At 57.0% G+C, this 12,603-nt stretch carries 12 protein-coding genes; 9 read left to right on the top strand and 3 right to left on the bottom strand.

Annotated elements, in window-relative coordinates:
- Nucleotide 1: 1 nt before the first annotated feature.
- The 3 genes from AC2FPW_RS06980 to AC2FPW_RS06970 are packed head-to-tail and all read right to left on the bottom strand — an operon-like array spanning nucleotide 2 to nucleotide 2,275.
- Nucleotides 2-919 (bottom strand): flavin reductase family protein, encoded by a 918-nt coding sequence (locus AC2FPW_RS06980; RefSeq protein ID WP_496812964.1) that lies wholly within the window; start codon nucleotides 917-919, stop codon nucleotides 2-4.
- On the bottom strand, nucleotides 916-1,704 hold the full coding sequence (locus tag AC2FPW_RS06975) for an alpha/beta fold hydrolase (RefSeq protein WP_496812963.1): 789 nt from the start codon (nucleotides 1,702-1,704) through the stop codon (nucleotides 916-918). The genes AC2FPW_RS06980 and AC2FPW_RS06975 overlap by 4 nt, the downstream gene beginning before the upstream one ends.
- Complete coding sequence (locus tag AC2FPW_RS06970) at nucleotides 1,676-2,275, bottom strand: amino acid synthesis family protein (RefSeq protein ID WP_496812961.1); 600 nt, start codon at nucleotides 2,273-2,275, stop codon at nucleotides 1,676-1,678. The genes AC2FPW_RS06975 and AC2FPW_RS06970 overlap by 29 nt, the downstream gene beginning before the upstream one ends.
- A 107-nt stretch (nucleotides 2,276-2,382) precedes the next feature.
- Between AC2FPW_RS06970 and AC2FPW_RS06965 the strand changes: the two genes are divergently transcribed.
- From AC2FPW_RS06965 to AC2FPW_RS06925, 9 genes are all read left to right on the top strand, one after another.
- The gene (locus AC2FPW_RS06965; RefSeq protein ID WP_496812960.1) at nucleotides 2,383-3,255 is read left to right on the top strand and encodes a LysR family transcriptional regulator; all 873 of its coding nucleotides are present in this window, start codon (nucleotides 2,383-2,385) and stop codon (nucleotides 3,253-3,255) included.
- A 69-nt stretch (nucleotides 3,256-3,324) separates the two neighbouring features.
- The gene (locus AC2FPW_RS06960; RefSeq protein ID WP_496812959.1) at nucleotides 3,325-4,368 is read left to right on the top strand and encodes a pyridoxal-phosphate dependent enzyme; all 1,044 of its coding nucleotides are present in this window, start codon (nucleotides 3,325-3,327) and stop codon (nucleotides 4,366-4,368) included.
- Nucleotides 4,365-5,510, top strand: a complete 1,146-nt coding sequence (locus tag AC2FPW_RS06955; protein ID WP_496812958.1) for a M24 family metallopeptidase — start codon at nucleotides 4,365-4,367, stop codon at nucleotides 5,508-5,510. The genes AC2FPW_RS06960 and AC2FPW_RS06955 overlap by 4 nt, the downstream gene beginning before the upstream one ends.
- Nucleotides 5,507-6,217 (top strand): maleate cis-trans isomerase family protein, encoded by a 711-nt coding sequence (locus AC2FPW_RS06950; protein ID WP_480545704.1) that lies wholly within the window; start codon nucleotides 5,507-5,509, stop codon nucleotides 6,215-6,217. The genes AC2FPW_RS06955 and AC2FPW_RS06950 overlap by 4 nt, the downstream gene beginning before the upstream one ends.
- Before the next feature lie 136 nt (nucleotides 6,218-6,353).
- Nucleotides 6,354-7,454, top strand: coding sequence for an ABC transporter ATP-binding protein (locus AC2FPW_RS06945; protein ID WP_480486135.1), 1,101 nt, complete (start codon nucleotides 6,354-6,356; stop codon nucleotides 7,452-7,454).
- Nucleotides 7,455-7,557: 103 nt separating this feature from the next.
- On the top strand, nucleotides 7,558-8,649 hold the full coding sequence (locus tag AC2FPW_RS06940; RefSeq protein ID WP_267365890.1) for an extracellular solute-binding protein: 1,092 nt from the start codon (nucleotides 7,558-7,560) through the stop codon (nucleotides 8,647-8,649).
- Between the two features lie 70 nt (nucleotides 8,650-8,719).
- Complete coding sequence (locus tag AC2FPW_RS06935; RefSeq protein WP_496812956.1) at nucleotides 8,720-9,994, top strand: ABC transporter permease; 1,275 nt, start codon at nucleotides 8,720-8,722, stop codon at nucleotides 9,992-9,994.
- 5 nt (nucleotides 9,995-9,999) lie between these two features.
- Nucleotides 10,000-11,211: an ABC transporter permease gene (locus tag AC2FPW_RS06930; RefSeq protein WP_267365892.1), complete on the top strand. Its 1,212-nt coding sequence runs from the start codon at nucleotides 10,000-10,002 to the stop codon at nucleotides 11,209-11,211.
- 162 nt (nucleotides 11,212-11,373) lie between these two features.
- Nucleotides 11,374-12,594, top strand: coding sequence for an aminopeptidase P family protein (locus tag AC2FPW_RS06925; protein WP_267365893.1), 1,221 nt, complete (start codon nucleotides 11,374-11,376; stop codon nucleotides 12,592-12,594).
- The last annotated feature ends 9 nt before the right edge of the window (nucleotides 12,595-12,603 follow it).

Here is a 12,603-nt window from a genome sequence, read left to right as displayed (position 1 = left end):
TTCAGGTCCTTTCCGACAGGCTGTGCACATCGCCCCGCTGGGCGTCACCCAGATAAAGCGAGAAATTGCGGGTTCGGCTTTCCAGCGCAAAACGAGCCATCATTGTGGCGATGGGTGCTGACGCGTATGGCAGGGTCGCCAGTTCTTTGATTGCGATCGCCTGAAGCGTGCCATGCCGGGGCAGGGACGGCGCAGACGCAAGAATGTAAACATGATGCGTGTTGGCATCGTCATAGACGGAATACGCAACCCCAAGGCGCGCATCGACACCTTTAGCCGTCAGGTTTTGCACAAGGCTGTTTCGCAAATCTTGCCGATCTGACAGCGTGACTTGCGGCGGACGGAAACCGGCTTCTGTTTTCTCCAACAAGACGTGCCCGTCCTGTTCGATGATTGCGCCGCAGACCACGTTTCGCCCGGATGGCTCCAGCGCGCCACGCTCCAGCCCGAGGCTGAAATACTGCCCGTTCGCATAGCCAAGCCCGGGGGCATCGTCCTGAGAATACGTTTCGACCTGGCCGATCAAAACGCAATGGTCCCCGGCTTCGACAACCTGATGAGTGCGGCAGGAAAACGTTGCGACTGCCCCTCTGATCAAAGGGACGTCGTGCGTGCCAAAGCAGTGATCGACTTTGGCAAATCGATCACCTTTGAACCCGGCAAACGTATTGGATACATCTTCCTGCCCCTCGGCCAGAATGTTCACCGCGAAACGGGCGCAGGTTGCGAATTCGTGATAAGAAGACAGGTTTTTTCCCGGACAAACCAAAAGCAGCGGCGGGTCGAGAGAAACCGAAGTGAAGGAATTGGCCGTAAAGCCGAGTGGATTGCCTGCGTCATCGCGCGTCGTCACAACCGTCACACCGGTCATGAACCGTCCAAAGGCACGACGAAGGTCACGAGGATCAAGCGCGGTCATTGGCGCAGCTCACTCAGAAAGCTGGAAATGGCGGCGTTGACCTGAGGTGCGTGGGTCATTGGCATCATATGTGCAGCCCCTTCAATGATTTGCGCGCGTCCGTTCATCGCGGCGTCCGCCATGGCGTGTGACATCTCCGGGGTCGAATTGGGCTCAAGGCTGCCGGTTAGAAAAAGCGCCGGGCAGCTTAGTTTCTCCAACGCGTCGCGCTGAGGGCTCTGACTGTGGGCGAAGACGGAATAGGCCGTTTTATACGCAGCCGGGTCCATCGCCGTCAGCCATCTACGGCAGGCATCGCGCTCGGCCGAGGCGACGTCTCCGAACCATCGATGCAATGTGCTGGTGGGATCAGCGATCGTTTTGCCATCCAGCTGCGCCGCACGGTCGCGCACGGCCTGTGCCGCATTCGCGTCTCTCTCAAAAACCGTGTTCAATGCGACGACCCCACAAACCCGGTCTGACGCTTTGGCGGCAAGATCAAGCGCGATCATGGCCCCCATCGAGTGGCCCACTAAAACGACCGGACCAGTCAGGCAGTCCAGAGCACCCCGTGCCGGTTCGGTGTAGGCCGAAAGCTCCTTGCTCAGGTCGGCCGATGGGCTGTCTCCGTGACCGGGCATGTCCGGAGCGGTTATGCAACCTTCAGAAGCCAGCCCGTCCAATTGTGCGCCCCAGGCTTCAGCCCGCAAGCCAACACCATGCAACAGAAGGATATTCTGACCCGAACCGGTCTGGATGGCCGCCAGCCCGCCGATCTCAGACCGCGGCCGGGTTGTCCAGGTCATGGCCCAAATCCTTAAGATCCTGATAGCGGTCACCGATACGGTGGTGCGGTCTGCCCGAGGTTGCTGCGCCCAATACGACCACAACTTCGTCATCGCGCGGTGCGTCAGAAATCGAGAACTGAATTGTCAGGTAGTGCGACCTCCGCCCAGCGTCGTTTTTATCCATCAACGGCACCATGATAGGTGCGTTTGCCGGGCTACGTGTGTTGGTGAACGCCAGATAGGATTTCGCGCCGACGGCCTCTCGGTAGTGATTACCAAATCGCAAGGTGTGAATAAGGCCCGAAGCGTGCTCGACCTCACCATTCAGCCCGACCACAGCGGCTTTGCCATAGGCTTCGATTGCCTCTCCACTCCCGGCCAGTTTGATCATGCGTTTCGTCATCATCTCACCCAGAACAGGGCCATAGGCTTGTATCTCGGGTTTAAGGTCTTCCACAAACCGTCCTGCCCAGGGGTTGTGAACCACTGCGGCCACGGCAAACATGCGCCATGGGGTTTTGGCGGCTCGGAAGCCCTCGACAAGGACCTCCTCATCGTAGGTGACAATCTTACGTATTTCCGGTTGCATCAAAGCTCTCCTGTCGCGCTCGCAAACGTTAAAAACGGACAGGGTTTTTGACAAATGATTGAATTATGTGCTTTGCCATTAAAAAGACTAATGGACAGCTTGACCAAATGGGTAAATCTCTTCCACCACTGACCTGGTTCCGATCCTTCGAGGCAGCTGCACGAACGCTTAGCTTTACGGCGGCTGCCGAAGAGATTGGCTTGACGCAATCGGCGGTCAGTCAGCAGGTGAAATCGCTCGAAATGCGTTTGGGGACAGCTCTTTTTGTGAGGCACCCCAGAAGCTTGGCGCTGACGGATGCGGGGCGTAAACTATTGCCCGAGGTTGGCAGCGCGCTTGAAGCACTTGCCGCGGCTGCCGGGCGCGTGGACGCCAGTGCCTCCGGAGACATCTTGACTGTCGCCACGTCTGTTAGCATCGCCCAATGGGTTATTGCCCCATACCTGTCAGATTTTACCAGACGCCATCCTGAAGTTCGCGTTCGGCTTCTCAGTGCGATCTGGCCCGATGATTTCCACGCGTCTCACGCTGATGTTCAGGTTCGGTTCGGGTCAAAGAAACAGGTAGGGCATGGCGCTGTCCGACTGATACCTGACCGGCTGGTTGCTGTGAAATCCCCGGCAGTCGCAGGAGACGTGTTTGACCTGCCGCTGATCGAGGCTGTCGGGACATCAAGTGGGTGGGGCACATGGTTTGAAAAACAGGGCCTGCGCCGCCAACCCGGTGTTTTTGTCGATACATTTGGGATGGCCCTGCAACTGGCCGTTCATGGTAGCGGTGTCGCCTTGGTCAGCGAATTACTGACGACCCATGCGATTGCCGCGGGTCTGGTCGTACGCGTGCATGAATGTTCGGTGGACAGCAACGAAGGGTACTACCTTTCGTCCAACGCTGCCAATCCGGCTGCCCGGTTGTTTCACGACTGGCTGTTGGCGTTGGTTGCAGAACAGGCCTCGAATGCCGTCAACGTCCCTGATTGACGTCAGACGTTGGTTGACAGTGTTCCACCGATGGGATCACGTCAACGGGCCTAAACTCAGGGGAGAAGTATGCAGGTCATCACCAATCCACATCGGGCGGGCCAAAAGCTTGCACCGTCTGCGCCGTATCCTTCTACAAATGCTGCCCGTGTTGCAGATTTGCTTTCTCAGTGCCCTGTCGCGAAAGAAACGCCGTTGGTGGATGTTGGGAAACTGGCCCCTGTAGCCCAGCTTTGGGTGAAGGATGAGCGGGCGCGGATGAACCTTGGTTCGTTCAAAGCTTTAGGGGCGGCCTATGTAATTGCGCGTCATGCGGCCGAGAGGACAGGTGAGCCGGGTGAACAAACTCTGGCAGGCGCAACCTATGTGACCGCCAGCGCCGGGAACCACGGCATGAGTGTAGCGGCGGGTGCCAGAATTTTCGGTGCGAAAGCTGTTGTTTACATTGCTGAAACTGTGCCCGAAACCTTTGCGGAACGTCTGAAAGGCCAAAAAGCCGAAGTTGTTCGAAGTGGTGCTGACTATGCCGCCAGCATGGAGGCCGCGAGAATGGCTGCCGACGAAAACGGTTGGATATTGCTATCGGACAGTTCGTGGGAAGGATATTATGACCTGCCATGGACGCTTATGGAAGGCTATCTGCAAATGGCGGCAGAGGCTGTCAGGCAGTGTCCCGAGGTTCCGACATATATTCTGTTGCAGGCAGGCGTGGGCGGGCTGGCCGGTGCCGTTGCTGCCTATGCACGAAACATCTGGGGCGACGCACCGAAGATCGTTGTGGTTGAACCCGAAGCGGCACCCGCGTTGCAGGCCAGTATAGCCGCCGGAAAATGTGTTTTTGCGGATGGCCCTGACAGCATTATGGGGCGTCTGGACTGCAAGGAACCATCGTTGATCGCGTTAAACGGATTGGCTCGCGACGCAGACCTGTTCCTGACCCTGTCAGACGACGATGTGGCGGCAAAGCTTGACGCGATGGCAAAGGCCGGGCTGGCCACCACGGCGTCCGGCGGGGCAGGCCTTGCGGCGGTGATGAACGAAACCGCACGGAAAGCCATAGGGATCGACGAACACTCACGCGTTTTGTGCTTTCTGTCGGAGATCGCGGAATGAGGGGGTTCGATCAGGCAGAATTCGAGGCGCGCACCAAACGCGCGCAGGAGCTGATGCGAGCCGCGGATTTATCGGCGCTGCTGCTGACGACAGAAACTGATGTGCGCTACTTTACCGGCTATCTGACCCGATTTTGGGAAAGCCCAACCCGGCCATGGTTTCTGGTCGTGCCTGCCGCGGGCAAACCGGTGGCCGTGATCCCTTCGATCGGGGCCGCGCTCATGGGGCAGACCTGGATCGATGACATCCGAACCTGGAGCGCGCCCGACTTGCAGGACGACGGTATCTCGCTTCTGGCCGACGTCCTGGCCGAACTGACGCCCGTTTCGGGCAATATCGGGGTGCCGGATGGTCATGAGACACACGTGCGGATGCCCATGGCGGACATTGAACGCTTGCGCGGCGCTCTCGGTTCGCGTCGCATTACCGGTGATCAGAGTATCCTGCGCCGGTTGCGCATGATCAAATCCGAGGCTGAAATTGCGAAGATCCAAACAGCCTGCGATATCGCTGGACGCGCGTTCGCCCGCGTGCCCGAGGTTGCCCGCGCAGGAGTGCCTTTGGACACGGTTTTTCGCCGGTTCCAGATGCTCTGCCTTGAGGAAGAGGCCGATTGGGTGCCGTATCTTGCAGGCGGGGCACAGCAGGGCGGCTACAGTGATGTAATATCGCCTGCAACTTCGGCGCCGTTGGAACCTGGCGACGTTCTTATGCTGGATACAGGTCTGGTTTGGGATGGCTACTTCTGTGATTTTGATCGCAATTGGTCCGTCGGCCCAGCCCGGCCCGAGGTGAGATCAGCGCACGCCAGACTGGTAGAAGCCTCGGATGCCGCGCTCGAGATCGCACGGCCCGGTGCCACTGCCTCGGATTTGTTTCATGCCATGAACACGGTTCTGACCAAAGAGGCCGAAGGCACAGATGCGGGGCGGTTGGGTCATGGGTTGGGGATGTCACTGACAGAGTGGCCGTCCCTTATCCCGGCAGACCAGACCGTGCTGGAACCCGGCATGGTTTTGACGTTGGAGCCGGGCATCGCCGTTGGTACAAAAATACTTGTCCATGAAGAAAACATTGTCATCACCGAAGGCACCCCACGTTTTCTAAGCCCACGCATAGGGTCAGAGGTGATCGAGATATGACCCGGATCCATTACGCTCTTGATGAAGACGATCCCAAGGCCACCCCGCTTGGTCTGATCGTGTTGCAGACAGATGAAACGTTGGAGCCCGAATTCAGCTCGTATTTTTCGGACCGCAAGTATCCAATCTATGTGACGCGAATTCCCAGCGGGATCGAGGTGACGACGGAAAGCCTTGCGGAAATGGAGAAGGCGCTGCCGGCCGCCGCCGGATTGCTGCCCAGCGCGCGACCTTATCGCGTTGTCGGGTACGGGTGCACGTCTGCAAGCTCGGTTATCGGGTCCGACCGCGTAGCAGAACTTGTCAAACAAACATGCCAGACCGCCGAGGTTACAAACCCTTTGCGTGCGGCAACGGCCTGTGCGCGACACTTGGGCGTTTCGAAATTCGCGCTGCTGTCGCCCTATATTGAAGAGGTAAACCTTCCCCTGCGCCGGGCCTTTGCCCAAGGCGGAGTGGAGATGGATGTTTTTGGGACATTCGGGGAATCAGAAGAAGCCAAAGTTGTTCGGATTTCGGTGCAATCCGTCATCGACGCTGCCACGAAACTGGGCTCGGACCCGTCGGTTGATGCGGTTTTTCTAAGTTGCACAAACCTTCGCACGCAACAGGCTATTCCCGAGATTCGAGCGCGTATCGGCAAGCCGGTTCTGTCCAGTAATCAAAGTCTTGCGTGGCATATGCGTGCTCTGAACGAAGCCGGGTGAGCTGTTAAATCCCGATATTGTGTAACAAAATCAGGATTCACTGTTGCAATGTGAACATCGCTTGGTCTTAACTAACGGTTACAGATCAATGAAATCCGCAGAAGACGGATAATCATTTGACGTAACAGGGGGTCTTGTGGCCGATACAATGAACGACGCCGCGTTTGTCGAATTCCAACGCGTACAGAAGTCTTATGACGGCGAGAACCTCGTCGTAAAAGACTTAAACCTTGCAATGCCCAAAGGTGAGTTTCTGACAATGCTTGGGCCGTCAGGCTCGGGCAAGACGACTTGCCTTATGATGCTCGCCGGATTTGAAACCGCCACGCACGGTGAAATCCTCCTGGGCGGAAAGCCCATCAACAATATCCCACCGCACAAGCGCGGTATTGGCATGGTTTTTCAGAACTACGCGTTGTTCCCGCATATGACGGTGGCCGAAAACCTGTCGTTTCCACTGGAAGTCCGTAAACTGGGCAAGTCGGAGCGGGATGAAAAGGTCAAGCGCGCACTGGATATGGTTCAGATGGGCGCCTTTGGTGGCCGACGTCCTGCTCAGCTGTCGGGCGGGCAACAACAGCGGATAGCTCTGGCTCGTGCCTTGGTATTCGAACCCGAACTGGTCTTGATGGACGAGCCATTGGGGGCATTGGACAAGCAGCTGCGTGAACATATGCAGTTCGAAATCACGCGTCTGGCCCATGAGCTTGGGATCACAACAGTCTACGTGACCCACGACCAGACCGAAGCGCTGACCATGTCAGATCGGGTGGCTGTATTTGATGACGGCCGCATTCAACAGCTGGCGCCGCCTGATCAGCTTTACGAAGAGCCAGAAAACAGTTTCGTCGCGCAATTCATCGGTGAAAACAACACGTTGGAAGGTGTTGTTAAATCAATTGACGGCGACACTTGCGTCGTACGTCTGGATGATGGCTCGGAAATCGACGCGGTTCCGATCAACGTCCACAGCGCAGGCGACCGGACCAAAGTTTCGATCCGCCCTGAACGTGTGGAGTTCAACAAAGACCGACTGCATGCTGACGCGCATACTTTGAAAGCAAGGGTTGAAGAGTTTATTTACATGGGCGACGTATTCCGGTTCCGCATGTCCGTTGCCGGAAACAACGAATTCATCGCCAAAACTCGAAATGCGCCTGACGCCGTACGCCTGACCCCGGGTCAAGAGATTGAGATCGGCTGGCTGGCACAGGATTGTCGTGCGCTCGACGCATAGACCAAACCGCGCGGGACAAGCGCGGTTAAGCTGAGGGACCGGCCGGTGAAAACCCGTGCATCGGCTGACCACCACATAAAACGGGATGAACTGGGAGTAACACATGAAACCAACCAAGATCATGCTCACTGCGGCTGCGATTGCGACGGCTGCGGGCACTGTTTCAGCCGAGGAGATGACTATCGTCTCCTGGGGCGGTGCCTATTCAAAGTCGCAGTTGAAGGCGTATCACGAGCCCTATTCGGAAAAGACCGGCATCACCATTCTGAACGATGACAGCTCCGCCGAAGCCGTTGCCAAACTGCGCGCAATGAACGAAGCGGGCAACATCACATGGGATGTGGTAGATGTTGTAGCCGCTGACGCGATCCGTCTTTGCGACGAAGGTCTGGCCCTCGAGATCGATTTCGACAGCCAGTTGGCCGCAGCTCCGGATGGCACGCCCGCCTCTGAGGATTTCGGCGACCTGCTGGTCAGCGACTGCTTTATCCCGCAGATCGTGTATTCGACCACCTTCGGCTATCGCACTGATCTGGTGGGTGACACTCCGCCCAGCGATGTCTGCGCTGTGTTTGATCTGGAAGCCTATCCGGGCAAACGTTCGCTTGAAAAGCGTGCGATCAACAACATGGAATGGGCTCTGATTTGTGATGGAGTCGCCAAGGATGACGTGTATGACGTTCTGGCTACTCCGGAAGGTCAGGATCAGGCCTTGGCCAAGCTGGACACTATCAAAGACAGCGTTGTCTGGTGGTCTGCTGGTGCGGACACGCCACAGCTTCTGGCTGATGGCGAGATCGTCATGGGATCGACCTATAACGGACGCCTGTTCAGTGTGATCGAAGAGCAGAAGCAGCCCGTCGCCATGCTGTGGGACGCCCAGATCTTTGACCTGGACGGTTGGATCATTCCCGCCGGTCTGAGCGAAGAGCGTCAGCAGCGCGCTCTGGACTATATTATGTTCGCAACGGACACCCAGCGCCTGGCGGATCAGGCCAAGTACATCTCGTACGGTCCGGCCCGCGCCTCGTCGGCTCCGCTGGTAGGTCAGCACGCCGATCTGGGGATCGACATGGCCCCGCATATGCCGACCGATCCGGAAAACGCCAAGAACACGTTCCTGTATAACTACGAGTTCTGGGCGGATTATCGCGACGACATCGAAGCCAAATTCCAGGCATGGCTGGCGCAATAAGCGTCTGATTTCATGAAACAGTCGGGGGCGGTGCGCCGCCCCCAGACCCAAAAAAACTCAAGGGGCACAGATGACTGACGCAAGCCAAAATGCAGGGCCGATGCTGGCAGCGGACGGAACGCCGCTCAAGCAATCGTTGGCACGTTCATTGCGGCGGCAGAAATTGCGAGCATTGATGCTCGTGGCTCCGCTATTGCTGTTCGTCATGTTTTCTTTCATCGTGCCTATTGCGTCGATGCTGTTCCGCTCAGTGGAAAACAGCATGGTTTCGGAAACTCTCCCTCTCACTGTGGAAGCTTTACAAAACTGGGATGCTCAAAGCGGCGAGCTTCCGGACGAATCGGTATACGACGCATTCGTTCGCGACATGGTCGTAGCAGTTGAAAACAAAGAACACACTCGCCTTGGGTCGCGCCTGAACTATGAAGAAACAGGTATGTCTTCGTTGTTCCGTAAATCTGGGCGAAAGCTGAAAAAACTTGATCCAGAAACGGATGGTCCATTCAAAGAACAACTGATCGAGATTCACGAAGGCTGGGGGGACCCACAGACATGGGCGGTGATCACGACCCATTCCCCGGTAGTAACCAACGGCTATTTCCTGAACGCGATCGATATGCGCCGGACCCCGGAGGGCGCGCAATCTCAGCCTGAAGACAAACAGATCCTGATCAAGTTGTTTGGTCGGACATTGTTCATGTCGCTAGTCATCACCGGGGCCTGCATCCTGCTGGCCTATCCGGTCAGTTACCTGCTGGCCACTCTGCCGATGCGGATGTCGAACCTGCTGATGATCCTTGTGCTTCTGCCGTTCTGGACGTCACTGTTGGTGCGGACGTCGGCGTGGAAGGTGATGCTGCAACAGCAAGGCGTGATCAACGAAACGCTGGTCTGGCTGGGGTTAGTGGCTGACGATGCGCGACTGGTGATCATCAATAACCAGATCGGTACGATCACCGCAATGACGCATATCCTGCTGCCATTCATGATCCTGCCCATGTATTCAGTGATGCAGACCATTCCGGAATCCTACACGCGTGCCGCGAAATCCATGGGTGCGACCAACTGGACGACGTTCTGGCGCATCTACTTCCCTCAATCCATTCCGGGTATCGGCGCGGGTTCAATCCTCGTGTTCATTTTGGCGATTGGCTACTACATCACGCCTGAAATCGTGGGCGGTACCAAAGGTGTCTTCATCTCGAACCGGATCGCCTATCACATCTCGTCCTCACTGAACTGGGGACTGGCGGCGGCGCTGGGAACGATACTTCTGGCGGTCGTTCTGCTGCTCTACTGGGTCTACGACAAGATCGTGGGCATTGATAACGTGAAGCTGGGATAATCGACATGGCCGCACTTACTCCGATATCCCGTAAACCTATGTCTATGGTTCTGCCCAGCGTTGCATTGGCCGGAGCGTTCGCTGGAATCTTTGTCGGCGCCGGAAACGGCTCGGTCCTGCTAGGGATCGTTGGCGGTGCCATCGTGATTGCCGGACTGGCATGGATTTACATCAACATTCTAAAGAATGAGCAGTTGGCCCGCTGGATCAATATCCTCGGCTTTGGCATCGCGGGCTTTTTGATGTCCGGCCCAATGGGGGGAGTACTTGGCCTGCTGGGGGGCTGGTTCTTCGCCTGGTTTACTTATTGGTTGTACGAAGGGCGATACCGGCGCAAGCTGTTGCCGTACCTGACCGCGCAGCAGGTGTTTTACCACTACCTGTTCCGGGTGATCTGCGGTGCGATCTTCGTCTTCCTGATCACACCGATCCTTGTGGTCTTGCCGCTGTCGTTCAACGCACAGGACTTTTTTACCTTCACGCCCGAGATGTTGCGGCTTGACCCTGAAGGGTATTCACTAAAGCACTACCGTGATTTCTTTACCAACAATGAATGGCAACGCAGCTTCAAGAACTCGCTGATCATTGCCCCGATTGCCACAATCATCTCGGTTTCGCTTGGTACTTTGGCTGCCATTGGCCTCAGCCAGAGCCACGTCCCTGGCCGCCGTGCTATCATGGGAATCCTGATTTCGCCGATGATCGTTCCGCTGATCATCTCGGCCACTGGCATGTTCTTTTTCTACAGCGATATCGGTCGGTTCCTTGAAGGCACGCTGGGTATGAACAAGAACTTTGTGGGTTATCTGAAAGTCATCCTGGCGCACGCCGTTCTGGGTATCCCGTTCGTGATCATCACTGTGACCGCCACGCTTGTGAGCTTTGATCGTTCACTGACGCGTGCGGCTGCCAACATGGGGGCAGGGCCGGTGCGGACCTTCTTCAAGATCCAGATGCCGCTGATCCTGCCGGGTGTGATTTCGGGTGGTCTGTTCGCCTTCATCACCTCTTTCGACGAAGTTGTGGTGGTTCTATTCGTTGGCTCAGCCAGTCAGAAGACTTTGCCGTGGCAGATGTTCACCGGCCTGCGGGAACAGATCAGCCCGACCATTCTGGCGGTTGCGACGATCCTTGTGGTTCTGTCGATTGCGTTGCTGACTACGGTTGAATTGCTGCGTCGTCGGTCCGAACGTTTGCGGGGGCTTTCACCCGCTTGACGGAGCATTCTGTCTGATCTAACGATTCACGTGTTCATCTCCGCTGCGATGGCGTCGCGGCGTTTAAGGGGATGATCGGCTCTCGGACCCCGAGACCGCCTGTCCTGAACGCCGGGACATGTGGCCGGGATTTGTCGCCCGGCAAAGATGAGAGACCAAGTGATGACCGACACAACAAAACGCCCCGAATTCTTTACCTGTCACAATGGTGACAAAGCGCCTTTGCCGTTCAGCAAGGGTGAGTATGATCGCCGTCTCAGCAGGCTTCGCAGCATTATGGCCGCACGTGATATTCCTGCGGTTCTGCTGACATCGATGCAAAATATCGCCTACTACTCGGGCTTTCTGTATTGTTCCTTTGGCCGTCCGTATGGCTGCGTGGTCACCCAAGAGGCATGCACCACCGTTTCGGCCAACATCGACGCCGGGCAACCGTGGCGCCGGTCAGTCGAAGACAACGTGATTTATACTGACTGGAAGCGCGACAACTATTGGCGTGCGGTTGCAAGTCTGATCGGCAACGCCAAGCGGATCGGCATTGAAGGCGACCACATGACGCTGGCCGCCCGCGACACCGCCCTGCGGATGCTGGGTACCCCCGAACTGGTTGACATCGCGCCGGATACAATGACCGCGCGCATGGTCAAATCCGCTGAAGAGATTGAATTGATCAAGGGTGGGGCTCGCACCGCGGATGTTGGCGGGGCGGCGATCCATGCCGCCATCCGTGAAGGCGCAACTGAGATCGAGATTGCCATGGCGGGCCGTGACGCAATGGAAGAGGAAATCGCGCGCGCCTATCCAGATGCCGAATATCGCGACACCTGGGTTTGGTTCCAGTCCGGGCTGAACACCGATGGCGCGCATAACCCGGTGACAAAACGCGCCCTGCAAAAAGGCGATATCCTGTCGTTGAACACTTTCCCGATGATCTCGGGGTATTACACCGCGCTGGAACGTACCCTGTTTCTGGGCGAGCCGGACGCTGACAGCCTGCGCCTTTGGAAGGCCAATGTGGCGGCCCATGAACTGGGTCTGAGCCTGATCAAACCCGGTGCGACCTGTTCAGGCATCACCGCCGAGATCAACCGTTTCTTTGCCGACGAGGGGCTGCTGCAATACCGCTCGTTCGGGTATGGCCATTCGTTCGGCATTCTCAGCCATTATTACGGGCGTGAGGCGGGTCTGGAACTGCGCGAGGATATCGACACCGTGCTGGAACCTGGCATGGTCGTTTCAATCGAGCCCATGCTGTGGATCCCCGAAGGGCAACCCGGTGCAGGGGGCTACCGCGAGCACGATATTCTGGTGGTTGGCGAAGATGGGGCCGAAAACATTACCGGCTTCCCATATGGGCCCGGCCACAACATCATCGGTGCCTGATACAAAGAA

This window comes from Ruegeria sp. SATB027 (genome assembly GCF_059613825.1).
This window is presented reverse-complemented; position numbering and strand designations above follow the sequence as displayed.

Excerpts from the sequence above, each read along its gene's own strand:
- AC2FPW_RS06960 (WP_496812959.1), top strand. The coding sequence starts at position 3,325 with ATGCAGGTCATCACCAATCCACATCGGGCGGGCCAAAAGCTTGCACCG.
- AC2FPW_RS06950 (WP_480545704.1), top strand. The coding sequence starts at position 5,507 with ATGACCCGGATCCATTACGCTCTTGATGAAGACGATCCCAAGGCCACC.
- AC2FPW_RS06970 (WP_496812961.1), bottom strand. The coding sequence starts at position 2,275 with ATGCAACCGGAAATACGTAAGATTGTCACCTACGATGAGGAGGTCCTT.
- AC2FPW_RS06980 (WP_496812964.1), bottom strand. The coding sequence starts at position 919 with ATGACCGCGCTTGATCCTCGTGACCTTCGTCGTGCCTTTGGACGGTTC.
- AC2FPW_RS06935 (WP_496812956.1), top strand. The coding sequence starts at position 8,720 with ATGACTGACGCAAGCCAAAATGCAGGGCCGATGCTGGCAGCGGACGGA.
- AC2FPW_RS06925 (WP_267365893.1), top strand. The coding sequence starts at position 11,374 with ATGACCGACACAACAAAACGCCCCGAATTCTTTACCTGTCACAATGGT.
- AC2FPW_RS06940 (WP_267365890.1), top strand. The coding sequence starts at position 7,558 with ATGAAACCAACCAAGATCATGCTCACTGCGGCTGCGATTGCGACGGCT.
- AC2FPW_RS06975 (WP_496812963.1), bottom strand. The coding sequence starts at position 1,704 with ATGACCTGGACAACCCGGCCGCGGTCTGAGATCGGCGGGCTGGCGGCC.
- AC2FPW_RS06955 (WP_496812958.1), top strand. The coding sequence starts at position 4,365 with ATGAGGGGGTTCGATCAGGCAGAATTCGAGGCGCGCACCAAACGCGCG.
- AC2FPW_RS06930 (WP_267365892.1), top strand. The coding sequence starts at position 10,000 with ATGGCCGCACTTACTCCGATATCCCGTAAACCTATGTCTATGGTTCTG.
- AC2FPW_RS06965 (WP_496812960.1), top strand. The coding sequence starts at position 2,383 with ATGGGTAAATCTCTTCCACCACTGACCTGGTTCCGATCCTTCGAGGCA.